General features: G+C 73.1%; 23 protein-coding genes. 11 read left to right on the plus strand and 12 right to left on the minus strand.

The features are described from left to right. Positions 1–34 precede the first annotated feature (34 nt). The 3 genes from ACWCSU_RS17845 to ACWCSU_RS17855 all read right to left on the minus strand — a co-directional run bounded on the left by ACWCSU_RS17845 (position 35) and on the right by ACWCSU_RS17855 (position 5,661). Positions 35–1,750, minus strand: a complete 1,716-nt coding sequence (locus ACWCSU_RS17845; RefSeq protein WP_449936085.1) for an acetolactate synthase large subunit — start codon at positions 1,748–1,750, stop codon at positions 35–37. A 94-nt stretch (positions 1,751–1,844) separates the two neighbouring features. Continuing rightward, positions 1,845–5,120 carry a BTAD domain-containing putative transcriptional regulator gene (locus ACWCSU_RS17850; RefSeq protein WP_449936086.1) on the minus strand — a complete coding sequence of 1,092 codons (3,276 nt, stop codon included), beginning with the start codon at positions 5,118–5,120 and terminating at the stop codon, positions 1,845–1,847. A gap of 73 nt (positions 5,121–5,193) precedes the next feature. Continuing rightward, positions 5,194–5,661: an ATP-binding protein gene (locus ACWCSU_RS17855; RefSeq protein WP_364083837.1), complete on the minus strand. Its 468-nt coding sequence runs from the start codon at positions 5,659–5,661 to the stop codon at positions 5,194–5,196. A 194-nt stretch (positions 5,662–5,855) separates the two neighbouring features. Between ACWCSU_RS17855 and ACWCSU_RS17860 the strand changes: the two genes are divergently transcribed. Then, a complete protein-coding gene (locus ACWCSU_RS17860; RefSeq protein WP_449936087.1) occupies positions 5,856–6,053 on the plus strand; it encodes a hypothetical protein in 198 nt (65 codons plus the stop codon). Here the strand turns inward: ACWCSU_RS17860 and ACWCSU_RS17865 are convergent. Together ACWCSU_RS17865 and ACWCSU_RS17870 are read right to left on the minus strand one after the other, a co-directional pair. Next, positions 6,050–6,751 (minus strand): DUF2267 domain-containing protein, encoded by a 702-nt coding sequence (locus ACWCSU_RS17865; RefSeq protein ID WP_397035833.1) that lies wholly within the window; start codon positions 6,749–6,751, stop codon positions 6,050–6,052. The two genes, ACWCSU_RS17860 and ACWCSU_RS17865, sit on opposite strands and share 4 nt — an antisense overlap. A 38-nt stretch (positions 6,752–6,789) precedes the next feature. Next, positions 6,790–9,069: a xanthine dehydrogenase family protein molybdopterin-binding subunit gene (locus ACWCSU_RS17870; RefSeq protein WP_449936088.1), complete on the minus strand. Its 2,280-nt coding sequence runs from the start codon at positions 9,067–9,069 to the stop codon at positions 6,790–6,792. 86 nt (positions 9,070–9,155) lie between these two features. On the opposite strand from ACWCSU_RS17870, the gene ACWCSU_RS17875 reads away from it, so the two are divergent. Continuing rightward, on the plus strand, positions 9,156–9,650 hold the full coding sequence (locus ACWCSU_RS17875; RefSeq protein WP_449936091.1) for an MSMEG_6728 family protein: 495 nt from the start codon (positions 9,156–9,158) through the stop codon (positions 9,648–9,650). A gap of 47 nt (positions 9,651–9,697) precedes the next feature. Here ACWCSU_RS17875 and ACWCSU_RS17880 read toward each other — a convergent pair whose 3' ends face one another. After that, positions 9,698–10,759 carry a carboxymuconolactone decarboxylase family protein gene (locus ACWCSU_RS17880; RefSeq protein WP_449936092.1) on the minus strand — a complete coding sequence of 354 codons (1,062 nt, stop codon included), beginning with the start codon at positions 10,757–10,759 and terminating at the stop codon, positions 9,698–9,700. Between the two features lie 166 nt (positions 10,760–10,925). Between ACWCSU_RS17880 and ACWCSU_RS17885 the strand changes: the two genes are divergently transcribed. The 3 genes from ACWCSU_RS17885 to ACWCSU_RS17895 all read left to right on the plus strand — a co-directional run bounded on the left by ACWCSU_RS17885 (position 10,926) and on the right by ACWCSU_RS17895 (position 14,275). Then, a complete protein-coding gene (locus ACWCSU_RS17885; RefSeq protein WP_449936094.1) occupies positions 10,926–12,062 on the plus strand; it encodes a sensor histidine kinase in 1,137 nt (378 codons plus the stop codon). Further along, a complete protein-coding gene (locus ACWCSU_RS17890; protein WP_357702071.1) occupies positions 12,059–12,718 on the plus strand; it encodes a response regulator transcription factor in 660 nt (219 codons plus the stop codon). The genes ACWCSU_RS17885 and ACWCSU_RS17890 overlap by 4 nt, the downstream gene beginning before the upstream one ends. A 147-nt stretch (positions 12,719–12,865) precedes the next feature. Continuing rightward, positions 12,866–14,275 (plus strand): LCP family protein, encoded by a 1,410-nt coding sequence (locus ACWCSU_RS17895; RefSeq protein ID WP_357702068.1) that lies wholly within the window; start codon positions 12,866–12,868, stop codon positions 14,273–14,275. A gap of 27 nt (positions 14,276–14,302) precedes the next feature. On the opposite strand, the gene ACWCSU_RS17900 is transcribed toward ACWCSU_RS17895, so the two are convergent. Next, on the minus strand, positions 14,303–14,869 hold the full coding sequence (locus tag ACWCSU_RS17900) for an NADPH-dependent F420 reductase (protein ID WP_357702066.1): 567 nt from the start codon (positions 14,867–14,869) through the stop codon (positions 14,303–14,305). Between the two features lie 117 nt (positions 14,870–14,986). Between ACWCSU_RS17900 and ACWCSU_RS17905 the strand changes: the two genes are divergently transcribed. After that, the gene (locus ACWCSU_RS17905) at positions 14,987–15,814 is read left to right on the plus strand and encodes an alpha/beta hydrolase (RefSeq protein WP_449936096.1); all 828 of its coding nucleotides are present in this window, start codon (positions 14,987–14,989) and stop codon (positions 15,812–15,814) included. Positions 15,815–15,963: 149 nt separating this feature from the next. Here ACWCSU_RS17905 and ACWCSU_RS17910 read toward each other — a convergent pair whose 3' ends face one another. Then, complete coding sequence (locus tag ACWCSU_RS17910) at positions 15,964–16,134, minus strand: DUF3073 domain-containing protein (protein ID WP_357702062.1); 171 nt, start codon at positions 16,132–16,134, stop codon at positions 15,964–15,966. A gap of 86 nt (positions 16,135–16,220) precedes the next feature. On the opposite strand from ACWCSU_RS17910, the gene ACWCSU_RS17915 reads away from it, so the two are divergent. Next, positions 16,221–16,553 (plus strand): ArsR/SmtB family transcription factor, encoded by a 333-nt coding sequence (locus tag ACWCSU_RS17915; RefSeq protein WP_090938046.1) that lies wholly within the window; start codon positions 16,221–16,223, stop codon positions 16,551–16,553. Here ACWCSU_RS17915 and ACWCSU_RS17920 read toward each other — a convergent pair. Continuing rightward, the gene (locus ACWCSU_RS17920) at positions 16,546–17,109 is read right to left on the minus strand and encodes a hypothetical protein (protein ID WP_449936098.1); all 564 of its coding nucleotides are present in this window, start codon (positions 17,107–17,109) and stop codon (positions 16,546–16,548) included. The two genes, ACWCSU_RS17915 and ACWCSU_RS17920, sit on opposite strands and share 8 nt — an antisense overlap. A 76-nt stretch (positions 17,110–17,185) precedes the next feature. Here ACWCSU_RS17920 and ACWCSU_RS17925 point away from each other — a divergent pair, with 76 nt between their 5' ends. Genes ACWCSU_RS17925 through ACWCSU_RS17935 form a run of 3 tightly spaced genes read left to right on the plus strand, consistent with a single transcriptional unit; the run spans position 17,186 to position 19,539 of the window. After that, positions 17,186–17,698, plus strand: coding sequence for a PadR family transcriptional regulator (locus ACWCSU_RS17925; protein ID WP_357702057.1), 513 nt, complete (start codon positions 17,186–17,188; stop codon positions 17,696–17,698). A 10-nt stretch (positions 17,699–17,708) separates the two neighbouring features. Further along, positions 17,709–18,587 (plus strand): 1,4-dihydroxy-2-naphthoyl-CoA synthase, encoded by an 879-nt coding sequence (locus tag ACWCSU_RS17930; RefSeq protein ID WP_364083809.1) that lies wholly within the window; start codon positions 17,709–17,711, stop codon positions 18,585–18,587. Between the two features lie 34 nt (positions 18,588–18,621). Next, positions 18,622–19,539 (plus strand): aminoglycoside phosphotransferase family protein, encoded by a 918-nt coding sequence (locus tag ACWCSU_RS17935; protein ID WP_449936100.1) that lies wholly within the window; start codon positions 18,622–18,624, stop codon positions 19,537–19,539. A gap of 14 nt (positions 19,540–19,553) precedes the next feature. Here ACWCSU_RS17935 and ACWCSU_RS17940 read toward each other — a convergent pair whose 3' ends face one another. Both ACWCSU_RS17940 and ACWCSU_RS17945 read right to left on the minus strand, forming a co-directional pair. After that, positions 19,554–20,243: an HPP family protein gene (locus ACWCSU_RS17940; protein ID WP_449936102.1), complete on the minus strand. Its 690-nt coding sequence runs from the start codon at positions 20,241–20,243 to the stop codon at positions 19,554–19,556. Between the two features lie 14 nt (positions 20,244–20,257). Further along, on the minus strand, positions 20,258–21,118 hold the full coding sequence (locus ACWCSU_RS17945) for an alpha/beta fold hydrolase (RefSeq protein ID WP_449936104.1): 861 nt from the start codon (positions 21,116–21,118) through the stop codon (positions 20,258–20,260). Positions 21,119–21,243: 125 nt separating this feature from the next. Between ACWCSU_RS17945 and ACWCSU_RS17950 the strand changes: the two genes are divergently transcribed. Further along, positions 21,244–21,735, plus strand: a complete 492-nt coding sequence (locus ACWCSU_RS17950) for a CGNR zinc finger domain-containing protein (protein WP_449936106.1) — start codon at positions 21,244–21,246, stop codon at positions 21,733–21,735. 19 nt (positions 21,736–21,754) lie between these two features. Here the strand turns inward: ACWCSU_RS17950 and ACWCSU_RS17955 are convergent, their stop codons facing one another. Then, entirely contained in the window at positions 21,755–22,669 is a 915-nt protein-coding gene (locus ACWCSU_RS17955) for an NADP-dependent oxidoreductase (RefSeq protein WP_449936413.1), read from the minus strand. Positions 22,670–22,858 lie beyond the last annotated feature (189 nt).

Raw genomic sequence — 22,858 nt, forward strand, 5'->3', positions numbered from 1 at the left:
TTTACCGGTTATCGCCGCTTCGTAATGACTTGACTTATTCGTCATCTCCCCAGTTCGGAGCCAGGTTCCTGGCGATCCGGATGTCGTCGTTGCTCGTGCCGGCCGGGACCATGGGCCAGACCATGGCGTCCCGGTGCACGACGAAGTCCACCACCACCGGCAGGTCGTCCATGGCCATGGCCTTCTCGATGACGGCGTCCACGTCTTCGGGGCGTTCGCAGCGCAGGCCGTGGCAGCCGTACGCCTCGGCGAGGGCGACGAAGTCGGGGATGCGGCGGGCGGGACGCAGGTCGGTGTTGGAGTAGCGGCCGTCGTACAGGAGGGTCTGCCACTGGCGGACCATCCCGAGGCTGCCGTTGTTGATGACGGCCACCTTGATCGGCACGCCCTCCAGGGCGCACACGGCCAGCTCCTGGTTGGTCATCTGGAAGCAGCCGTCGCCGTCGATCGCCCACACCGTGCGGTCGGGGCAGCCGATCTTGGCGCCCATCGCCGCCGGGACCGCGAAGCCCATCGTGCCCGCGCCCCCGGAGTTGATGAACGAGCCCGGCCGCTCGTGGCCGATGAACTGGGCGGCCCACATCTGGTGTTGCCCCACGCCGGAGGTGTAGACGGCCTCCGGCCCGACCAGGGCGCTCAGCCGCTGCATGACGTACTGCGGGGCGAGCGCGCCCTCGAACGTCTCGTAGCCCAGCGGGTACGTGCGCCGGTACCCCTCCAGCGTGCGCAACCAGGCCGTACGCTCACCCGGCCGGCCGTCGAGGGCGGTGATCAGGTCGGCCAGCACCTCCTGGCAGTCGCCCACGACGGGCACGTCGGCGCGCCGGTTCTTGGAGATCTCGGCCGGGTCGACGTCGGCGTGCACGACCTTGGCGTGCGGCGCGAACGTGGCCAGGTCGCCGGTGACGCGCTCGTCGAACCGGGTGCCGAGCGCGATGATCAGGTCGGCCCGCTGGAGGGCCCCGACGGCCGGGACCGAGCCGTGCATGCCGGGCATGCCCATGTGCAGGGGGTGGCTGTCGGGGAACGTGCCGCGGGCCATGAGCGTGGTGACGACCGGGATGCCGGTCAGCTCGGCGAACCGCAGCAGCTCCGCGGACGCGCCCGCCTTGTGCACGCCGCCGCCGACGTACAGGACGGGCCGCCGGGCCTCGGCGATCAGCTCGGCGGCGGCCCTGATCTGCCGGGCGCTCGGCCGGGCGACCGGGCGGTAGCCGGGCAGCCGCATGACCGGCGGCCAGACGAAGGCGGTCTCGGCCTGGAGCGCGTCCTTGGTGATGTCCACCAGCACCGGCCCCGGACGTCCCGTGGAGGCGATGTGGAACGCCTCCATGATCGTACGGGGGATGTCGGCCGCGTCCGTGACCAGGAAGCTGTGCTTGGTGATCGACAGGGTGATGCCCGTGATGTCGGCCTCCTGGAAGGCGTCCGTGCCGATCTGCGAGCTGGGCACCTGGCCGGTGATCGCGACGATCGGCACCGAGTCCATGTAGGCGTCGGCGAGGGGCGTCACCAGGTTCGTGGCCCCCGGGCCGCTGGTCGCCATGCAGACCCCGACCTTGCCGGTGGCCTGCGCGTACCCCTCGGCCGCGTGCCCGGCGCCCTGCTCGTGCCGGACCAGCACGTGCCTGATCGAGGTCGAGCGGTAGAGCGGGTCGTAGGCGGGCAGTACGGCGCCGCCGGGGATGCCGAACACGATGTCCACGCCGACCCGTTCAAGCGCCCTCACCAGAGCCTGCGCGCCCGTCATCCCGTTCTCCCCTCCTGGCGATCAACTGGCGATCAACGGCGATCGACCGGCGATCCACCGGCGACCGGCGCACCAGTCGACCAGGAGGCCCTTGTCATCCGCTGGTGGCCAGTTGCAGGCGCTTGCGGCCGGGCCGCCGGGCCTCGGCCGCCCGTTCGCGCCACCAGGCCAGGCCGTTGCGGGCGGCCAGCCGTTCGAGCGCGCTCAGGTGCCGGACGGCGCTCTCGTGCCGGCCGGTCGCCTCGGCCAGCAGCGCGAGGTGCCAGTCCACCGGGCCCACCCAGGCGCAGGCGGACAGGACGCTGATCCGGCCGCTGAAGGGCAGCAGCGCCTCGTAGAGCGCGCGGCACTCGTGCACCCGGCCGAGCGCGACCGCGGCGGCGGCCCGCAGGCACAGGGTGGACGGGCGCGACCGGTCGAGCAGCGGCTGCCCGTTCAGCTTGCGGGCCTCGTCCAGGCGGCCGAGCGCGTGCAGGTGGAGGGTGGCGGCGGCCTGGTCGAGCGCGTAGTTCGCGCCGCGCAGGACGTCGATGAGCGGGCCCGCGGCGGCCATCGTGCCCCGGTGGTAGTCCAGGGCGAGGCGGCCGGCGGTGACGGCACGGGCGGCGTGCCAGATGCCGAGGCCGGTCGCCTGGTCGGCGGCGTCGGCGTACAGGTCCTCCGCCTCGTCGAAGTGGCCGCAGAGCACCAGCCGGCCCGCCCGCCACAGCGTGTGCTGGAAGCGCGGCCAGGGCAGCGGGAGGCGTTCGAGCAGGTCGTCGCAGCGGGCCGCGGCCAGGTCGGCGCCGGAGACGTCGAACAGTTCCAGCCGGTTGTGGGTGTCCATCATGCTGGCCAGGAGCTGGTACGCCGGTTCGCCGTCGGCCAGCTCGTGCAGCTCGGCGGCGAGGTCCACCAGCTCGTGCACGTGCAGGGGCCGGGGCAGCGACAGGTGCCTGGCGTTGAGCGCGCGCATCAGCAGCCGCCGGTCGCCCAGCCGCCTTGCCATGGCCACGGCCTGCGCGGACAGCCCCTCGGCCCGCGGGTCGCCGGAGGCGTCGTAGAGCTCCTGGGCCAGCCCGGCCAGCAGCATCGCCCGGTCGGGGCCGTCCGCCTCGGGCAGCTCGCGCAGCGCGTCCTCGAAGCGGCGGACGAGCAGCGGGTCGGCGGCGCCGTACGGGTCGCGCAGCGTCCAGATGGACGGCGTGTCGAACGAGGTCAGCGCCCGGACCCGCACCTGCGAGCCGCCCTGCGCGATGCGACCGGACGCCCGCACGGCCTCGTCCCTGACCCGGCGGGCCCTGGCCGGCTCGCCCGCCGCCAGCAGCGCGCCCACCTGCCGCAGCAGCAGCTCCACGTGCTCGGCCGGATCGCCGCCGCAGGCGTCGTGCGCGGTCACCGCGTGTCCCAGCCAGGACGCGGACTCGGCGTACCCCAGGCGCAGCTCGGCCTGCTCGGCGGCGGCCCGCGCCCACCGCACCGCCTCCTCGTACGCCACCGGCCCCGCCTGCACCGCGTGGTGGGCGATCACCGCGACGTCGGTCGCCGGGCGGGCGGACAGGGCGGCGGCGAGGTCGCGGTGCAGCGCGGCCTTGCGCAACGGCGGCAGGTCCCTGACCAGCGCCTCGCGCACCAGGTCGTGCACGAACGCCAGCCGGCCGCCCGTACGCGCCGCCAGCAGGCCGCCGCGCACGGCCCGGTCGAGCGGCCCGTACGCCTCCTCCCCCGCGACCCGGGCCACCACGGCCGGGTCGAACTCCCTGCCGATCAGCGCCGCGACCGCCAGCACGTCCGTGACCTCGGCGAGCGCGTCCAGGCGCAGGCGGACCAGCTCGGTCACCGCGGCGGGCACCTCGTACGCGTCCGGGTCCACGTCCGGGTCCTGGGCCATCAGCCTGATGCTCTCGCGCAGGAAGAACGGGTTGCCGCCGGTGCAGTCGGCCATCCTGGCGCACGACTCGTCGTCCAGCTCGACGCCGAGGTCGGCCGCGATGGCGCGGACCGCCTCGGGGCCGACGCCGGTCAGGCGCAGCCGCAGCAGGTCGTAGCGGACCAGCCGCCCGAGCACGTCACCGGTGCCGGTGCGGAAGGCGGCGACCAGCGTGACCGCGCCGCCCCGCAGCAGCATCACCAGATGCCTGAGCAGGTCGAGCGAGGCGGGGTCGGCCCACTGGAGGTCGTCCAGGACGATCACCAGCGGCTGGCCGCGCGAGGCCGTGACGAGCCACCGGGCGACGGCCTGGTTCCGGCGCGACACCAACGCCTCGGCCGGCCCTCCGGCCACCGGCGCCACGGCGGCCGGGACGTCGAGGAGGCCGGACAGGGCCTCGCGGTCCGGCGGCGGGCAGTGCGGCTCCAGCGCCTCGAACACCTGCGTCCACGGCCACAGCGCGGGGGTGCCCTCGGCGTCGTGGCAGCGTCCCCGGAGCACGAGCCGGCCGAGCCGCTCGCAGCGCTCGCCGAACGCCTCCAGCAGCCTGGTCTTCCCGATCCCGGGCTCGCCGCTGACCTCGGCGACCGCGAGCCCGGCGGGCGCGGCCGGCTCGGCCAGCGCCATCAGCTCGGCGAGCTGGGCCTCACGCCCGTGCAGGGTGTTCGGTGAGCGCGGCGCGGCGGCCACCAGCGCCGGGGTCTCGTTCACCGGCGCGAGCGAGTCGACCTGGCGCAGGATGTCCGATTCCAGGGAGCGCAGCTCGGGCCCCGGGTCGAGGCCGAGCTCGTCGGACAGCCGCCTGGCCGCCGTGCGCAGCACGGCCAGCGCCTCGGCCTGGCGCCCGGTGCGATAGAGGGACAGGGCGAGCAGGCTCCACAGGCGTTCGCGCAGCGGGTTGGCGACGGTCTCGGCCTCCAGCTCGGTGATCAGCGGCTGGGGGCGGCCCAGGTCGAGCAGCGCGCGGGCCCGCCGCTCGACCGCGACCAGGCGCAGCTCGCGCAGGCGGCTCACCTCGGTGAGCGCCCACGGCTCGTCCTGGAACTCCTCGTACGGCGAGCCGCGCCACAATCCCAGCGCCTCGTCCAGGCAGGCCAGCGCCTCCTCGGCCGACCGGAACTCCGCCCGGTTCACCAGCTCGGCGAACCGGCGCGCGTCCACATGGTCGGCGGCCAGCAGGTAACCGGGCGCGCGGGCGATCAGCGTCCTCGGCCGGACGCGCGGCCCGCGGTCCGGCTCGACCGCGCGGCGCAGGTTGGAGACGTAGGAGTGCAGGGTGGGCAGGGCGCTGGGCGGGGCGGCGCCGGCGTACAGGTCGTCGATCAGCGTCTCGGCGGGGACCACGGCCCCCTGCGCGACCAGCAGCCGGGCCAGCACGGCCCGCGGGCGGGGGCCGCCGAGGCCGACCGCGGCCCCGTCGGCGTCGCGGACCTCCAGCGGCCCCAGAACTCGGAATTCCACGTTGTCCCACTCATCGGCTTCATCCTGATCGATGACAGTATGGTCGAGCCGACTTGAAGGAGACTGGAACCCGTCACGTGCCCGCTCTGATCGGCACGACGTTGCCGGGCCCGCCGCGGCGTGGCAGCGCGAACCAGGTGGCCTTGCCGACCAGATCGGGGTGGGTCAGATAGCGCTGGGGATGGCAGCCGTAGAAGCCGTCGGAGAGCCGGGCGACGATGCGCAGCCCCCTTCCGTGCTCGGCGGCCGGATCGGGGACGGACGGGGCGGGCAGGGGCGGGCCGGCGTCCACGACGACGCACATGATCTCCTTGGCGTCCACGTGGAGGAGCAGCTCGTACGGGCCCTCGCCGTACATGAACGCGTTGGTGACCAGTTCGCTCACCATGAGGACGGCGTCGTCCACGACGTCGTCGTGCAGGTCGAGCCCGGACAGCTCCGTACGGATGATCGACCGGGCGTGGCCGACGGTCCGGGCGTCCGCGCGCAACGGCCATACGTACTGGTTCCTGATCCGCCGGGCCGACCGCAGCCTGGACATGGCCTCTCCATCCTGGGAAGGGCGGCGAAGAACGCTCGTTTCACTCAACACGAGACCTGCCTCCGAGTTGACGGACATGCGGCTGTCCAAACCTGTACGCACGCAAGGGCCGAACGGGTCGAACGTTTTCCGAGAAATCCCGACTTTCTTCGCGCCCGACATGTCTTCCCAGGTCAGCGGGTACGGACAGGGCCATGAGCAGTCCTGACGAGAGCAGCCCCAAGACCGACACCAAGCCCCTCCTCGACGCGGCCAGGCGCCCGGCCGAGGAGGGCGGGACGCCGTCGGGGCACCGGACCGCCGGGCAGGCGGCCCTGGAACAGGCCCTGTCACAGGCGGGCAAGGACCTGGAGGACCTCACCGGCGAAACGACCGGCGGGGCCCGCGGCTAGGGGCGGCCGATACCGGCGCCCACCTCCTCGATGACGTCGTCCACCCGCCTGGCCAGGTCCACGTCGAGGGCCGTGACCGCGCCCACGGAGACGGTCCTGACCACGATGGCCAGGCCGTCGGCGGTGTCGTGGAGCTGGGGCTGGCGGCCGTAGGTGACCTTGAGGTGGTCGAGCGCGCGGCGGACGGCCCGCAGGTTCTCCCGCGGCAGGGAGATCTCGCGGCGCAGCGCCGAGCGGTCGCCGGTCCACAGGGGCAGCCCGGCCAGCGCCGAGGCGATCTCGTCGTCGGTGAGCGTGGCGGTGTGCCCCTTGGGGCCGGTGATGCCGCCGCCGCTGCCCGGCGGCTCGAACAGGGGGCGTACCTGCTCCGGGATGTGCAGCCGGGCGATCAGCTCGGGGTCCTGCTCGGCGACGGCGGCCAGCACGGCCTGGGCCCTGAGCCTGGCCTGTTCGGGCGGACGGCGGCCGAGCAGCGCGGCCTGGCGGACGAAGCCCTCCTCGGTGCCGTCGTTGCGCGGATGGTCCATGGGGAAGTCGTCGGTCAGCTCGGGCGGCAGGGCCTCGATGAGCTCGCGGCGGTCGTCGTCGTCGAGCGTACGGGCCAGCGTGGTCAGCGTGGCCTCCGCCGCCGCTCTGGCCGGGCCCGCCCCCAGGCCCGTCATGCGGCCGATGGAGGCCAAAAGTGCACGATATTCCATGATTCGTCCCCCGATCCTTCAGGCTCCTCGTGCCCAGGTCAGAGGTGTCGACACCTCCACACGACCTGCGGGGTGAGGGGCACGTCGGTGACGCGTCCGGCCAGCTCGGGCATGGCGGCGGCGACCGCGTTGCCGATGGCGGCGGGCGGGCCGATCGTGCCCGCCTCGCCTGCTCCCTTCATGCCGCCGGGGGTGCGCGGCGACGGGGTCTCCAGCAGCACGACCTCGATGTCGGGCACCTCGCGGGTGGTCGGCAGCAGGTACTCGGCGAGCGGCTGCCCGTCCTCGGTGTGGACGATCTCCTCGGTCAGCGCCATGCCGATGCTCTGCGCGACCCCGCCCCGGATCTGGCCCTCGACCAGGGACGGGTTGACCAGCGTCCCGGCGTCGTTGACCACCCAGTAACGCTCCACCTCGACCGCGCCGGTCTCGGGGTCCACCGCGACGGCGGCGGCGTGCGCGCCGTAGGCGAAGGTGTAGGCGGACGGGTCGTAGCTGACCCGCTCCTCCAGGCCCGGCGTGACGCCTTCCGGCAGGTCCCAGGCCCGCCAGGCGGACGTGGCCAGCTCCCGGAACGACACCGACGCCCGCGGGTCGCCCTTCACCCGCACGGACCCGTCGACGATCTCCAGGTCGCCGGGCGCCGCCTCCAGCCGGTGAGCGGCGATGGCCAGCAGCTTGTCACGCAACCGGGCGGCGGCCTGGACGAGCGCCCCGCCGCCGACCGCGAGCGAGCGGCTGGCGATCGACCCGACCGACGAGTACGGCGTCGCCGCGGTGTCCCCCAGCACCACCCGCACCCGCTCGATCGGCACCCCCACCCGGTCGGCCGCGAGCTGGGCCAGCGCGGTCTCGATGCCCTGCCCGATCGAGACCACCCCGGACGACACCACCACTGACGCGTCCTGCTCCATCCGCAGCACCGCCGTCTCGTAGCCGCCCGCCTGGATGCCCGTCGCCTTCATCTCCATCGACGGGCCCAGGCCGGTGGTCTCGACGTGGCAGGAGTAGCCGATGCCGCGCCGGCGCCCGTCGTCCACATCGGTCACCGGGGTGACCAGGTCGCGCAGGGTGCGCAGGGCCAGCGGATAGTCGCCGGAGTCGTACGTCTGGTACACCCGGCTCGTGACCGGCAGCTCGTCCGGCTCCAGCATGTTACGCAGCCGCAGCTCGACCGGGTCGAGGCCGAGCCGCCGGGCCGCCTCGTCGATCAGGCGCTCCCTGGTCCAGGTGCACTCGGGCTGCCCGAAACCGCGGTAGGAGCCGGTCGGGGTGGTGTTCGTGACGACCCCGCGCACGCGTACGCCGACCCGCTCGAACCGGTACGGCCCCGGCAACAGCGTGGCCGAGACCGCGAAGGGCGAGATGCCGACGTTCGACGGATGGGCGCCGAGGTCGCCGAGGATGTCGGCGTGCAGGGCGACGAACCGGCCCTCGCCGTCGAGCGCCAGCCTGGCCCGGTGGACGGCGGCCCGCGCGGGCAGCGTCGCCGACAGCCGGTCGCCGGGCGACTCGGTCCAGCTCACCGGACGGCCCAGGCGCATCGCGGCCAGGCAGACGGCCGCCTCGTCGGGGTAGACGTGCTCCTTGCCGCCGAACCCGCCGCCGGTGTCCCGGCTGATCACGCGCACCCGGTCGTGGGTGAGCCCGAACGCCTCCGCCAGGTGCTCGCGCACGTGGTGGGGGGCCTGGGAGGAGATGTGCACGGTCAGCTCGTCGTCGGCGTAGGAGGCCACGACGCCGCGCGGCTCCAGGGGATGCGGCGAGATCCGGCCCATCCTGAACGTCATCTCGACGACGTGCTCGGCCGACTCGACGAACTCCGCGCAGTCGGCGTCGCCGATCGGGAAGTCGGTGACCAAATTCGTGCCCCAGTCGGGGTGGAGCAGCGGCGCGTCCTCCTCCAGGGCGCGTTCCGCGCCGACGACCGCAGGGAACTGGTCCAGCTCCAGGTCCAGCAGGTCGGCGGCGTCGCGCGCGGCGGCCGGGGTCTCGGCCACGACCACGGCGAGCGGCTGGCCGGCGTACCTGATCGTGTCGTCGAGCGCCCGGTAGGAGGCGAGCGGCTGGCCGGGGGCGAGGGTGACGCAGGGCAGCAGGACCCCGGCCGCGTCGGCGGGGGTGACGACGTCGAGCACCCCCTCGACCGTCCAGGTCGCCTTGGCGTCGCAGCCCAGGAGCCGTCCGTGGGCGACGGGGCTGCGCACCACCACCGCGTACGCCATGCCCGGCAGGCGTACGTTGCCGACGTACCTTCCCCTTCCGGTCAGCAGTCTGGCGTCTTCCCTGCGAGGCGTCCGCGCGCCGACATAGCCCATGGGCCGATTGTGCGCGCCGGAAGGCGTGTGGTCTATACGATCGCGCGGGACGGCAGGCGCGAAAGACCAGGTCAGCGAGGGTATTGATGCAGACTTTTCTTCCATATCCGGATTTCACGGCAAGTGCCGGGGTTCTGGATGCCCTGCGGCTGGGCAAGCAGCGGGTGGAGGCCCTCCAGGTGTTGCGCGCCCTGATCGTCCCCGGCTACGGCTGGCGCCACCACCCCGCCGTCAAGATGTGGGCCGGCTACGAGGAGGCCCTGGTCCGTTACGGGCTCGACGTGTGCGACCGCTGGTGCTCGACCGGCCGGGCCGACACCTGCGCGGCCTCGATGTCCGTCGAGCTGGGCCGCGCCTGCGGCACCCCCGTCGTCCGCACCCAGCACGAGCTGGCGGCGGCCGACGAGCTGCCGCCCTGGCTCGGCGACGACGCCTTCCACCTCAGCCACCGCTCCGCCCTCCTGCGCAAGGACCCCGGCCACTACCGCCCGCTCTTCGGCGACGAACCGGACGACCTCGAATACGTCTGGCCCACCTCCGGCCGCCCCCCGGCCTGCCTGCCGACCGGCCCCCAGACCTGACCCGCCCCGCCCCGACCCCGAACCCGCCGCCCCGAGCCGACCAGGCCCTACCCGAGTGCCGCTCCGCCCGGCTCGGCGTGGGCTCCCGTGAGGCGGGCCTCCTGGTGGCGGGTCGCCGTAGCGGCGCCGAAGGCGATGAGCCGCACCAGGTCGCCGTCCGTGTATCCGGCCGCGTATCCGGCCGTCGGCGCGGTCGCGTGCCAGGCGGCGACGTCCGGGTCGGTGATCCGGTAGGGCGCCAGGGCGGTGAGCAGGGCGAGCCTGGCTCCCGGCCGTTCCGCTGCGGGCACGCCGGTCAGCGGGCCCGCCGACAGGTCGCCGCCCATCGGCGGGTGCTCGCCGTCCCAGGCCGCGACCGCCTCGGTGACGGCCGTCCGCGCCGCCTCCCCCAGCAGCTCCCCGCCCGCCTCCGCGACGGCCATGAGCGTGGCGTACGCCGTGCCGACCGGCGAACCGGCCGCCCAGGCGGGCCCGGCCGACGCGGGCAGGCCGTCCAGCACGTCCAGGCCCGCGCCGGGCGGCAGCTCGCGGCGTACCGTGCGGGACATCGCCCGGCCGCCCACGCTGCGCACCAGGCGCGACTTCTGCAGGTTGCCGGGCAGCAGGTTCTCGGTGAGCAGGGCCGAGGCGATCCGGTTGACGAAGTGAAAGGTCAGCGCGGTCCCGACGTACCCGGGCGCCTGGTCGGCCGGGAAGGGCGCGGGCGCGCGCCGGTCCTTGGCCCACCGCAGCAGCGCGGCGTGCCCGGGGTCCTCCGGCACGCCCCCGGCCGCGACGGTCTCGGCCAGCCTGTGGTCGCCGGTGGCGTGCAGCAGCGTCGTGTGCGCTGCCACGCAGAACGGGCATCGGTTGGCCAGCGACACCCCCAGCGCCACCACCTCCCTGCCGGTCCTGGACCCCGGCCCGGCCAGCAGCGACTCCCGCAGCAGCGCCCAGGTCCCGGCCAGCACGGCGGGGGCGGGCGACAGCGTGAGGAAGACCGCCATGCGGGCCATGCCGAAGTCGTCGGCCAGGCGCGCGTACACCCGGGCCACCCGGCCCGTGGCGTCCTGGGGCCGGACGGGCGTGACGTAGCGGAACTGGCCTCCGGCCATCGGCGTCGTGTTCATGCCCGCCATGGTGGGCCGGGAGAAGGCGCGGAGTCGTCCCGCCCGGGATGACTTCCGCGGCTACGGCACAGGGCGCAGGTGCGGGCGGCGTACGACGGCGGGAGTAGTGCCCATTTCCGCCCGAATGAGGACGAACATCGACACATCACGATCTACTGTGCTTGGCATGAGCTTGCAGCACCGATGGCGTCCCGCCGCCATGGACGTGGCGCTCGCGGCGGTGGTGGCCGTGCTGCTGACGGCGACCGCGGTGACCACGCCGGGCGCGGGCCCGGTGGACTACGTCGCCGTGCTCGCCGGAGCGCTCACCCTCGTCGTCTGGCGGCGGGCGCCGGTGCCGGCGCTGCTGGTCACCACGCTGTGCATGCTGGTCTACTCCGCGCACGCGCAGCCCGGCCCGCCGGCCTCCTTCCCCGTCATGGTGACGGTGTTCGCCACGGTCAGGGCCGGGCACCGGGCGGTCGCGGCGGTCGCCGGCGCGGTGTTCCTGGGCGGCACCCTGGCGGTCAACCTGGCCGCGGCCGCCGGGCAGCCCCCGCAGGAGATCGTGCAGAAGACGACGCTGCTGCTCGGCTGGTTCCTGGCGGCCGGGGTGACCGCGACCGTGACCCGGCACCGGCAGGCGTACCTCGTGCAGGTCGAGCGGCGGGCCGCCGAGGCCGAGCGGACCCGCGAGGAGGCGGCGCTGCGCCGCGCGGGCGAGGAGCGGCTGCGCATCGCCAGGGAGCTGCACGACTCACTCACCCACACCATCTCGGTCATCAAGGTGCAGGCGGGCGTGGCCGTGCACCTCGCGCGCAAGCGCGGCGAGGAGGTGCCGGCGGCGCTGCTGGCCATCCAGGAGGCCAGCGGCGAGGCCATGCGCGAGCTGCGCGCCACGCTGGAGGTGCTGCGCGAGCCGGACGGCGACCCTCCGGCCAGCGGCCTCGACCGGCTCACCCACCTGGTCGAACGGGCCCGCTCGACCGGCGTCCCGGCCACGGTGACGGTCACCGGCGACCGCCGTGACCTGCCCGCCGAGGTCGACCGCGCGGCCTACAGGATCGTCCAGGAGGCGCTGACCAACGTCTCCAAGCACGCCGGGCCCGCCACCGCCTCGGTACGCGTCGACTACGGCAAGGAGGAGCTAACCGTGCAGGTGGACGACGACGGCCGCGCGAACGGCGCCCCCTGCGACCCCGGCGTGGGCCTGCTGGGCATGCGGGAGCGGGTCACGGCGCTCGGCGGACGGCTGTGCACCGGGCCGCGTCCCGAGGGCGGGTTCACCGTACGCGCCGAGCTGCCGTTGCAGGAGGCCCGATGATCCGCGTGCTGCTGGTGGACGACCAGGCCCTCATCCGCGGCGGCTTCCGCGCCCTGCTGGAGGCCGAGGACGACATCGAGGTCGTCGCCGAGGCGGCCAACGGGGAGCAGGCCGTCGCCCTCGCCCTGGAACACCGTCCGGACGTCGCGCTCGTCGACGTGCAGATGCCCGTCATGGACGGCATCGAGGCCACCAGGCGGATCGCCGCGGACGCACGCCTGTCCGAGGTCCACGTGGTCATCCTGACGAACTACGGCCTGGACGAGTACGTCTTCCACGCCCTGCGCGCCGGCGCGAGCGGCTTCCTGGTCAAGGACACCGAGCCCGCCGACCTGCTCCAGGGCGTCAGGGTGGCCGCCCGCGGCGACGCCCTGCTCTCCCCCGCCATCACCCGCCGCCTGATCGGCGAGTACGTCGCCCGCCGCCCCGAACCCGACCCCCAGGGCCTGGACGTGCTCACCAACCGCGAACGCGAGGTGACCGCCCTGGTCGCCCGCGGCATGTCCAACGACGAGATCGCCGCCCAGATGGTGATCAGCCCGACCACCGCCAAGACGCACGTGAGCCGGGCGATGACCAAGCTGCACGCCCGCGACCGCGCCCAGCTCGTGGTCTTCGCCTACGAGTCCGGCCTGGTGACCCCGCGCGAGCGCTGACCCGAGGCTTGACCGTCAAGGAACGCGGTCCCTCCTCATACCCGTCCCGGACTGAGTACACTCGGGCTCGTTCAACGGCCGAGACTTGTACGGCGAGGCTCTTGGCCCGGGGCGGTGGCCCCTTGGCCCCCGTCCCTCTGGAGTCACGTGAGCAGCGGGCTTGTCGACGCTCCGCCCTCCAGCGACCCCGGCGCCCCCAGGCGGCGCCGCCGGCGCTGGCTGCGCTGGGTGATCGCGATCGCGGTCGCCGTCGTCCTCCTGGTCGGCGGTGTGGCCGTCGGCGTCACCGCCAAACTCAGCGGCAACCTCAAGCGCTCGACGGTCACCAAGGAGGACCTCGGCGAGACGCGGCCCCCCAAGGTCGCCACCTCGGCGATGAACGTCCTGATCGTGGGCTCCGACCAGCGCGACGGCAAGAACGCCAGGTACGGCCACCGCATCGCGGGCGAGCGCACCGACACGATCATGCTGGCGCACGTGTCGTCCAAGCGGGACAACGCCATGGTGATCAGCTTCCCGCGCGACTCGCTGGTCCAGCTCCCCGCCTGCCGGGCCACGGGCGGCCTGCCCGGCCAGCAGCCACACCTGGGCATGATCAACGAGTCGTTCAACTCCGGGGGCATCGCCTGCACCTGGAAGACGATCGAGTCGCTCACCCGCATCCACATCGACCACTTCGTGAAGGTCGACTTCACCGGCTTCAAGAGCATGGTCAACGCCGTGGGCGGCGTCGAGGTCTGCCTGCCCTCGCCGGTGAACGACAAGAAGGCCCTGCTCCACCTGCCCGCCGGGCGGCAGACGCTCAACGGCGAGCAGGCGCTCGGTTACGTCCGCGCCCGCTACAGCCTCGGCGACGGCTCCGACATCGGGCGCATCCAGCGGCAGCAGATGTTCATCGCCTCCATGCTCAAGAAGGTGATGAGCGGCGAAACGCTCACCGACCCGTCCAAACTGTTCGGCTTCCTCGACGCCGGCACCAAGTCGGTGACCGTCGACGACGACCTGTCGGTCGGCGTCATGAAGGACCTCGCCACCAGCCTCCAGGGCCTCAACGCCGGGCAGATCCGCTTCATCACCACCCCCTGGCACTACTCGCTGACCCAGCCGGGCCGCGTCGAGTGGGTGCAGCCGCAGGCGGGCCGGCTGTTCCAGATCGCGGCCAGGGACCAGAGCGTCCAGGGCGTCAAGGGCGGACAGGCCAAGGTGGGGCGGTCGAAGATCCAGATCGAGCTGCGCAACGGCACCTACCGCGGCGGCCTCGGCACGCAGGTGGCCGCCTTCCTCGAACAGCGCGGCTACCACATCAGCAAGATCGGCGACTCGGCGAAGAAGCCCCAGCCGAAGACCACGCTGCTGTACGGCCCCAACGCCGAGACGCGGGTGCCCACCCTCACCAACGACCTCCTGGCCGCCACGCCGAGGCTGGTCCCGGGCGCCCGGACGAACCACCTGGTGCTGGTGATCGGCGACGACTGGAAGGGGCTCAAGCCGCTGCGCGCCGACGACACCGAGGCGATCAAGGGCTTCGACGCCACCCACGACACCTGCGCGGCCTGACGCCCCTCACAGGGACCTCAAGGGGGCTCACAGGGAGTCGGCCAGCCCGCCGCCGTCGATGGCGGTGAACCCGGCGTCCTCGATGAGCGGCACCACGACCTTCTTGGCGGCGTCGTCGTCGCCCCAGTAGGGCATGTCGGCCCGCGGGCCGCCGCGCTGCCCGGCCGTGCCCAGCTCCAGCAGCTCGTTGGGGTACTTGGTGTTGAACGTGCGCACCACCCGCACCTCGGGGCCGAGCACGTGCTGCTGGTACTGCGGGCTGGTGAGCCCGTCCGGGACGGCCACCACCGCCTCGGCGCCGTCGCGTTCGGTGATCGGGTTGCTGGGGTCGATGACGATCTTGCCTGCCAGCGCCGCGCCCAGCTCCTCGACCACCGTGGGGAAGGCCTCCCACCACACCGCCATGACGACGACCTCGCCGAAGCGCGCCGCCTCGATCGGCGAGCCGCCGCCCGCCTGCCCCTCGGCGGCGACCGCGGCCTCCTCGGCCAGGGTCAGCCGGGCGTCGCTGAAGAGCACGTCGTGACCGGCCGCCGCGAGCAGCCGGCCGAGCGGCGCGCCGAGCCTGCCCGCACCCACGATTCCTATGCGCATGTCTCGATCTCCTTGTCGGGCCCGATCGGCACCTGCCCATCGGCCTTCCCGGCATGCCTGTCTTTGCGCCGGAGCTGGGAGACCTTTGCCGTCGGGTGATCCCTACACTCGTCGTCCATGAGCGATCCCGACGTCCATGAGCTGCGCAGGGGCAGCGCCGAGCGGGCGCACCTGCGTGCGCGGGGGCCCGAGCTGCCGCACGTGACCGAGCTGACCGGGCCGCGCGGGCTGCGGCTGCGGCACTACCGGCCGGCGGAGGAGCGGCGGCCGCTCGTGGTGTACGTGCACGGGGGCGCATGGGTGTTCTGCGGCCTGGACACGCACGACCGGATCTGCCGCCTGCTGGCCGACGGGTGCGGCGTCGAGGTGATGGCCGTGGACTACCGGCTGGCGCCTGAGCACCCGTACCCGGCGGCGGTCGAGGACGTCGTGGAGGTGCTGCGCACGGCCCGTCCGGTCGCGGTGGCCGGGGACAGCGCGGGCGCCTACCTCGCCACGATGGCCTGCCTGGAGCTGCGCGACGCGGACGACCCGTCGCCCGCCGCCCAGATCCTGATCTGCCCCAACACCGACCTCACGCTCTCGCAGCCCAGCGTGCGGGAGAAGGGCACCGGTCACGGCCTCGACGAGAGCTTCCTCGCCTGGGCCGTCCGGCAGTGGGCGCCCGATCCGGCGCGGCGCGCCGACCCGGGGCTGAGCCCACTGCTCGTGCCCGACCTGCGCGGGCTGCCCGCCACGCTGATCGTCACCGCCGAGCACGACGCCCTCAGGGACGAGGGCGAGGCGTACGCCCGGCGGCTGGCCGAGGCGGGCGTGCCGGTCACGTGCCGCAGGGAACCCGGCCTCGCGCACGGCTTCCAGCAGAACGCCGACCCGGTGTCGGAGGCGGCCACCGGCCGCCTGCTCGCCGACGCGCGCCGCCTGCTCGAAGCGGTGACGGGCTGACCCCTCCGCACCACGGCGGCGTGACCGCACACCGCGGCACGCCACCGGGCGGGCACAGAAGCACCGCCTGGAACTCGCGGCGACCGGTCAGGCGCCGAAGGCCAGGCGGCCCAAGAACGTCGCGGACGCCCCCGCGAAGCCGGCGCGCGTCAATGCGCGCGCTCGGACTCCTGCTCGGACGCCGTAGACGGGTACATCTCCTCGCGCGGCGTGTCCGCACCCAGCTCCTCGCGCAGCCGGTCGTAGTCGATGTTGTGGTTGGTGTACTTCAGCTGGCGAGCGACCTTCGTCTGCTTCGCCTTGGCTCTTCCTCGGCCCATGGCTACTCCCTAGTCCCCGCTGTCATGCTATCCAACAACGTTACGACTTGAAGAATTATGCAACTGCGCTCGATTAGTCTTGCAATATGCACGTGGAGGTCCACCAGGCCAAGGCCGACTTCTTCAGGACGCTCGGCCACCCCGCTCGCATCAGAGTGTTGGAGCTACTCCAGGAAGGTCCACTGCCCGTCAGAGACCTGCTGGCCCAGATCGACATCGAGGCGTCGAGCCTCTCACAACAGCTGGCGGTCCTGCGCAGGGCCGGGATCGTGAGCGCAATCCGCGAAGGCAGCACAGTGGTCTACACGCTGGCCACTCCCGAGCTGGCCGACCTGCTCGGAGCCGCCCGCCGCATCCTCACCGACATGCTGGCCGACCAGGGGGAGCTCCTGGCCGAGCTGCGGGCGGAGGTCACTTAGCGGCGGCCTCGGCGCGACGCCTGACGACCTTCGGGTAACGGGCGGTGAAGGCGGCGGGGACGACGAACGAGAGCACCTTGATCGCGATGACGACCGTGGTGGCGTGGGGGGCCGCGGCCAGCACGAACGTCAGCGAGACGGCGGCGAGCGTGAACGCCACCGCCCACACCGCCGTGATCACCACGTTGACGCGGTGGAAGGCGGGGGTCTCCCAGATCTCCTTGGGCGCCATCGTGCGCGCGATGCCCAGCGTGAACGGCTTGCGGATGGCCATCGAACCCCAGGCGGTGCCCGCCAGCCACACGTTGACCAGCGCGGGCCCGTACGGCGTGAGCGGCGAGTGCGGGGCCACCAGGGAGAGCACGGTGAGCAGGGCGAAGAAGACGGCGGCGCTCGTCTCGATCACGATCTCGTCCCAGGCCCGCCCGGAGCGGCGGTCGACGACCACGAGAGCAACGGCGATCACGAGGCCGGTGATGGCGCCCCAGCGCCATTCGTCGCCGGTGGCGATGACCGCGTAGACGACCCAGGGGAGGAAACCGAGCAGACCGCGCATCGCGCAACTCCTTTGACGTTCCTAAGTAGACATGTCGAAGGTAGAACCTCCTGTGGAGATATGTCAATATAGGAATATGAGCTTGAGACACGCCGTGCTGGGTCTGCTCGCCGAGGGGCCGGCCAGCGGCTACGACCTGCTGAAGACCTTCGACGTCTCATTGTCCAACGTCTGGCCCGCGACGCAGAGCCAGCTCTACGCCGAGCTCGGCAAGCTGGCCGACGCCGGTCTCGTGAGCGTGGCGGCCGAGGGCCCCCGGGGGCGCAAGGAGTACGCGATCACCCAGGAGGGCCGCGCCGAGTTGCGCCGCTGGATCACCGAGGTCGAGCCGGTCAGGGTCGGGCGCAGCGACATGCTGCTGCGCGTGTTCTTCCTCGGGCAGGTCGATCCCGAGCAGGCCCGCGCGTACCTGCGCCGCCAGGCCGAGGTGGTGGGCAAGCACCTGGAGCACATGGAGGCCATCAAGGGCTTCGTCGAGAGCGGCCAGGACAACCTGTCGGTCTACGGCCGGCTGGCCCTGGAGTACGGCCTGCGGCTGGGCGCCGTCCAGAAGGAGTGGGCCGAGTGGGCCGAGGGGCAGATCCGTTAGGCTCGCCCCCATGGTCTCCGAGCTGTTCGATCCGAAGATGTGGCAGGTAGTCGAGGGCTTCGACTTCACCGACATCACCTACCACCGGGCCCTCGACCAGGGCACGGTGCGGGTCGCGTTCAACCGGCCCGAAGTGCGCAACGCCTTCAGGCCGCAGACGGTCGACGAGCTCTACCGGGCGCTCGACCACGCCAGGCAGACCACCGACGTCGGCTGCGTGCTGCTCACCGGCAACGGCCCCTCGCCCAAGGACGGCGGGTGGGCCTTCTGCTCCGGCGGCGACCAGCGCATCAGGGGCAAAGACGGCTACCAGTACGCCGACGGCACCCCCGCCACCGGGCGCCTGCACATCCTGGAGGTGCAGCGGCTGATCCGCTTCATGCCCAAGATCGTGATCTGCGTGGTGCCCGGCTGGGCCGCGGGCGGCGGCCACAGCCTCCACGTCGTGGCCGATCTCACACTCGCCAGCGCCGAGCACGCCCGCTTCAAGCAGACCGACGCCGACGTGGCCAGCTTCGACGGCGGCTTCGGCTCGGCCTACCTCGCGCGGCAGGTCGGGCAGAAGTTCGCCCGCGAGATCTTCTTCCTCGGCGACACCTACAGCGCGGCCGACGCCCACCGCATGGGCATGGTCAACGCCGTCGTCCCGCACGCGGAGCTGGAGGCCACGGCGCTGGAGTGGGCGCGCAAGGTCAACGGCAAGTCGCCGACCGCCCAGCGCATGCTGAAGTTCGCCTTCAACATGATCGACGACGGGCTCGTCGGGCAGCAGGTGTTCGCGGGCGAGGCGACGCGGCTGGCGTACATGACGGACGAGGCGGCCGAGGGGCGCGACTCCTTCCTGGAGAAGCGGGCGCCCGACTGGTCGCCCTACCCCTGGCACTTCTAGCCACGGGCTCCCCGGTCGGAGGCAGACTGGGGTGATGCGGATCAAGGTTCCCGAGGCACTGACCGAATCACATGTGAAGATCGACGGGGAGCGGGGGCGGGTGTGGTCGGCCGGCCTGCCGGCACTGGCCGAGCGCTACCTGGAGGAGTGGGGGCTGCGCCTGGACGAGGGGCCGCCCATGCACGGCGTGGTCTCCCTCGTGCTGCCCGTCGTACGGGACGACGGCACCAGAGCGGCGCTCAAGCTCCAGCCCGTCACCGACGAGAACGCCACCGAGGCGCCCGGCCTGCGCACGTGGGCCGGCAAGGGCTCGGTGCTGCTGCTGGACGAGGCCCCCGAGACCGGCACCCTGCTGCTGGAACGCCTCGACTCCGACCGCCCGCTGTCGGCCGTGCCGGACGACGTCGAGGCGCTGAAGATCCTGACCGAGTTGCTGGGCCGGTTGACCGCCTTCCCCGCCCCGCCGGGCCTGCGCCGGTTGGGCGACATCGCCGCGGAGATGCTGGCCGACGTCGACCGGGCGGCGGCCGCGCTGCCCCGCGAGCAGGACAGGTTCTGGCTGCGGTGGGCCGCGGACGCGGTCGCCGAGCTCGTCTCCGAACCCGGCGACCGGCTGCTGCACTGGGACCTGCACTACGACAACGTGCTGGCCGCCGAGCGGGAGCCGTGGCTGGCCATCGACCCCAAGCCGCTGGCCGGCGACCCCGGCTTCGACCTGTGGCCCGCCCTGGACAACCGGTGGGAGGCCGTCGTCGCCACCGGCGACCCGATCAAGGGCGTGCTGCGGCGGTTCGACCTGATGGTGGACGGACTGGGCCTCGACCCGGCCAGGGCGGCCGGCTGGACCCTCGGCCGCCTCCTGCAGAACGCCCTCTGGGACGTCGAGGACGGCGAGAGCGAGCTGAACGAGGTCGGCCTGGTGATCGCCGAGGCCATGCGCCACCGGCAGTGACGCGTGGCCCGCGGTCAACGCCAGTAGGCGGGGTACTTGTGGCCCGGCAGCGCCCTGCCGAGCGCCACACCGCCGGCGATCACCACGATGCCGGCCACCAGTACCGGGTCGAGCAGGTACACGGGGTCGGGGGCGGTGAGCCCGATCAGCGCCGCAGTGGCGCCCGCCGGGGGGTGCGGGGCGCGCAGCAGCATCATCGGGGCCGTGGAGAGCGCCGCCGCGGCGACCGCCGCCCACACCGAGGGGCCGGTGAGGGCGGTGAGGGCCAGGGCGAGCGCCGAGGCGCTCAGATGGCCGAGGAGGATGCTGCGCGGCTGGGCGAACGGCGCGGCGGGGGCCAGGGCCACGATCATGGCGGAGGCCGCGAACGGCAGCGCGAACAGCTCCAGGCCGGTGAGGGTGGTGACCAGGGCCAGCAGGGACAGCCCGGCCAGCGCTGCCACGGTGGCCAGGGCCACCACCCTTCCGGGCGGTCGTGCGGGCGCCCCCGACGCAGCGGCCCGCACGTACCTCTTCAGGGTCGCCGCCGCCGGCGAGGGCGGCGGCTCGGGCGTCACCGCCGCCCGGCCCACCGCGAGCCCCCGTGGCGGGGGTACGCGGTGGACGGCCGGGGACGGGAGCGCGGCGGAGTCATGCGGACGGGCGGTCACCGGGGCGGCCGAGCCGGTGCCGGCGGCGACGCTCCGGCGGCGGCGGTGGGACATCGGGGGGGCTCCCGTCAGTCGGAGAGGCGGCGGAGGAAGTCGCGGACCAGGGCGGCGATCTGCGGGCCGCGCGTCTCCAGGGCGAAGTGGCCCGCGTCCAGGAGCTGGATCTGCACGCGCTTGGTGTCCCGGTCGAAGGCGAGGGCGCCGTCGGGGCCGAAGATCTCGTCGTGCCGCCCCCAGACGGCCAGCACCGGCGTCTGGTTGGTGCGCAGGTACTCCTGCCACTCCGGGTAGAGGCCCGGGTTGCGGCCGTAGTCCACGAAGAGGGCGAGCTGGACGGCGTGGTTGCCGGGCCGGTCGAGCCGGGCCTGGTCGAGGACCGCCTTGTCCGGGTTGACCAGGCCGGTGTCACGGACGCCGTGCGTGTACTGCCAGTGGGTGGCCTCGGGCGTGAGCAGGCCGAGCAGCGCGGAGGTGTTCTCCTCGGACGGGTCGGCCCACGCCTTGCGCAGCGGCTCCCAGAAGGGCGTCAGGCCCTCCTCGTACGCGTTGCCGTTCTGGGTGACGATGCCGGTGATGCGCTCGGGGTGCCGCGTGGCGAGGCGGAAGCCGACCGGGGCGCCGTAGTCGTGCACGTAGAGGGCGTACTTGGTGAGGCCGAGGGTGTCGAGCAGCTGGTCGACGACGTCGGCCAGGTGGTCGAAGGTGTACTCCCACTCGTCGGCGGCAGGGGCCGAGCTGTGGCCGAATCCGGGGTAGTCGGGCGCGATCAGGTGGAACTCGTCGGCCAGCTCGGCGATCAGCTCCTGGTAGGCCACCGACGAGGTCGGGAACCCGTGCAGCAGCACCAGCGTGGGCGCCGAGGGGTCGCCCGCCTCCCGGTAGAACACGTCGAGTCCGTCGATCACAGCGGTGCGGTACTGAACAGTCATGTCAACACTCCTCTAACCGGCTAAATCCGTTTTGCTGGTTAAGTGATAGCATGGTGAAAGTTAACCAGTCAAATCGCTTTGAGGGGTTAGAGGCAGTGAGGATACGGCCGCTCCGCGATGAGCCCTTGGCTCTGGACCTGGTGGACACCGTGTGGGTGGACCAGGGCGCCCTCGTGGACCAGTTCGACGACCTGGAAGGCGTGCGCGCCTGGCTCGGCGACCACGGCCTGCCGGGCGAGGACGATCTGGAACGCGTGCGCGACCGCCTCGTCCTGGCACGTGACGCGCTGCGCGGGCTGCTCGAAGGACGCGGGCACGACCGGCTCAACGCGGTGCTCGACGAGGGCGCGACCAGGCCGCAGGTGGGCGACGACGGGCCGCGTGACACGGTCGTGGTGAGCGATCCGGCCTGGGAGGCGGCCTGGACGGCGGCCGCCGCCGTCGTCCCGCTGCTGCGCGGGCGTCCCGAACGGCTGCGCAAGTGCGCGAACCCGGCCTGCGTCCTGTGGTTCCTGGACGTGAGCAAGAACGGCAGCCGCAGGTGGTGCTCGATGGAGGTGTGCGGCAACCGCGCGAAGGCGGGCCGGTTCAACCAGCGTCACAAGAACGCCGACTGAACCGGCCCGCCCAGGGACCTCAGTCCGTCACCAGGACGACCTTGCCCCGGCCGTGGCCGGTCTCGACCTCCCTGTGGGCGTCGGCGGCCTCCTCCAGCCGGTACGTCCGCCGCACCGGGAAGGCGAACCGGCCCTCGGCGTACAGGGCGGCGTACCGGCCGAGGCGTTCGGCGGTGCGCTCGCCCATCACGGTCCTGACGCCCAGCTCGGCCGCCTTGCCGTGCTCGACCAGCGTGACGATGCGCGCCCGGTCGGCGACCAGGTCGAGCGAGACCTCCAGGGCGTGGCCGCCGGCGCCGTCGAGGGCCGCGTCCACGCCGCCGGGGGCCAGCGCGCGCACCCGGTCGGCGAGCCCGTCGCCGTAGGCCACCGGGATCGCGCCGAGGTCGCGCAGGTGGTCGTGGTTGACCTCACTGGCGGTGCCGATCACCGTGGCGCCGCGCATGCGGGCGATCTGCACGGCCGCCGTGCCCACGGACCCGGCCGCGCCGTGCACGAGCAGCGTCTCGCCGGCGGCGACGCCCAGGCTGTCGAGGGCCAGCTCGGCCGTCTGGACGCCGGACGTCAGCCCGCCGGCCACCTCCCAGGGCGTCCCGGCGGGCTTGGGCGCCACGTCGGCGGCCGGGACCACGATGTACTCGGCGTAGGCGTACAGCCGCGAGAAGCCCAGCACCTCGTCCCCGGCCGACACCCCGGTGACCCCGTCGCCCACCTGGTCGACCACGCCGGCGAACTCGTTGCCAGGGATGCGCGGCCAGGGCACGTCCCCCAGGTACGGCGGCAGCCACCCCGCCCGTACGGCCGTGTCGAAGGGTTGCACACCGGCCGCCCGCACGCGTACGCGCACCTCTCCCGGGCCCGCCTGCGGCGCGGGCACCTCCATCACCTTCAGCACTTCGGGTCCGCCCGGCTCGGCGAACGCCGCCGCCCTCATCACATCGCTCATGCCGATGAGCGTGCTACCTCAACCCTGCTTGAGGTCAAGTCGGACAACTTTCGATATGAAGTCGGGAACTTTCCGCTTTAGTCGCGCTTTATATGTATATAGTCCGTCAGGACACACCGGGGGATGGGCAAACCGAGGGCTGATGACCGAGTTCTTCCACGCCGCTCTGAGCTTTCC

It is taken from the genome of Nonomuraea sp. NPDC001699 (genome assembly GCF_053596455.1).

Coding starts and splice junctions, on each gene's coding strand:
- ACWCSU_RS17880 (WP_449936092.1), bottom strand. CDS start 10,759: ATGAACACGACGCCGATGGCCGGAGGCCAGTTCCGCTACGTCACGCCC.
- ACWCSU_RS17900 (WP_357702066.1), bottom strand. CDS start 14,869: ATGCGCATAGGAATCGTGGGTGCGGGCAGGCTCGGCGCGCCGCTCGGC.
- ACWCSU_RS17925 (WP_357702057.1), top strand. CDS start 17,186: ATGAGCTTGAGACACGCCGTGCTGGGTCTGCTCGCCGAGGGGCCGGCC.
- ACWCSU_RS17940 (WP_449936102.1), bottom strand. CDS start 20,243: ATGTCCCACCGCCGCCGCCGGAGCGTCGCCGCCGGCACCGGCTCGGCC.
- ACWCSU_RS17920 (WP_449936098.1), bottom strand. CDS start 17,109: ATGCGCGGTCTGCTCGGTTTCCTCCCCTGGGTCGTCTACGCGGTCATC.
- ACWCSU_RS17860 (WP_449936087.1), top strand. CDS start 5,856: ATGAGCAGTCCTGACGAGAGCAGCCCCAAGACCGACACCAAGCCCCTC.
- ACWCSU_RS17890 (WP_357702071.1), top strand. CDS start 12,059: ATGATCCGCGTGCTGCTGGTGGACGACCAGGCCCTCATCCGCGGCGGC.
- ACWCSU_RS17915 (WP_090938046.1), top strand. CDS start 16,221: ATGCACGTGGAGGTCCACCAGGCCAAGGCCGACTTCTTCAGGACGCTC.
- ACWCSU_RS17870 (WP_449936088.1), bottom strand. CDS start 9,069: ATGGGCTATGTCGGCGCGCGGACGCCTCGCAGGGAAGACGCCAGACTG.
- ACWCSU_RS17930 (WP_364083809.1), top strand. CDS start 17,709: ATGGTCTCCGAGCTGTTCGATCCGAAGATGTGGCAGGTAGTCGAGGGC.
- ACWCSU_RS17910 (WP_357702062.1), bottom strand. CDS start 16,134: ATGGGCCGAGGAAGAGCCAAGGCGAAGCAGACGAAGGTCGCTCGCCAG.
- ACWCSU_RS17945 (WP_449936104.1), bottom strand. CDS start 21,118: ATGACTGTTCAGTACCGCACCGCTGTGATCGACGGACTCGACGTGTTC.
- ACWCSU_RS17865 (WP_397035833.1), bottom strand. CDS start 6,751: ATGGAATATCGTGCACTTTTGGCCTCCATCGGCCGCATGACGGGCCTG.
- ACWCSU_RS17905 (WP_449936096.1), top strand. CDS start 14,987: ATGAGCGATCCCGACGTCCATGAGCTGCGCAGGGGCAGCGCCGAGCGG.
- ACWCSU_RS17885 (WP_449936094.1), top strand. CDS start 10,926: ATGAGCTTGCAGCACCGATGGCGTCCCGCCGCCATGGACGTGGCGCTC.
- ACWCSU_RS17955 (WP_449936413.1), bottom strand. CDS start 22,669: ATGAGGGCGGCGGCGTTCGCCGAGCCGGGCGGACCCGAAGTGCTGAAG.
- ACWCSU_RS17875 (WP_449936091.1), top strand. CDS start 9,156: ATGCAGACTTTTCTTCCATATCCGGATTTCACGGCAAGTGCCGGGGTT.
- ACWCSU_RS17855 (WP_364083837.1), bottom strand. CDS start 5,661: ATGTCCAGGCTGCGGTCGGCCCGGCGGATCAGGAACCAGTACGTATGG.
- ACWCSU_RS17935 (WP_449936100.1), top strand. CDS start 18,622: ATGCGGATCAAGGTTCCCGAGGCACTGACCGAATCACATGTGAAGATC.
- ACWCSU_RS17845 (WP_449936085.1), bottom strand. CDS start 1,750: ATGACGGGCGCGCAGGCTCTGGTGAGGGCGCTTGAACGGGTCGGCGTG.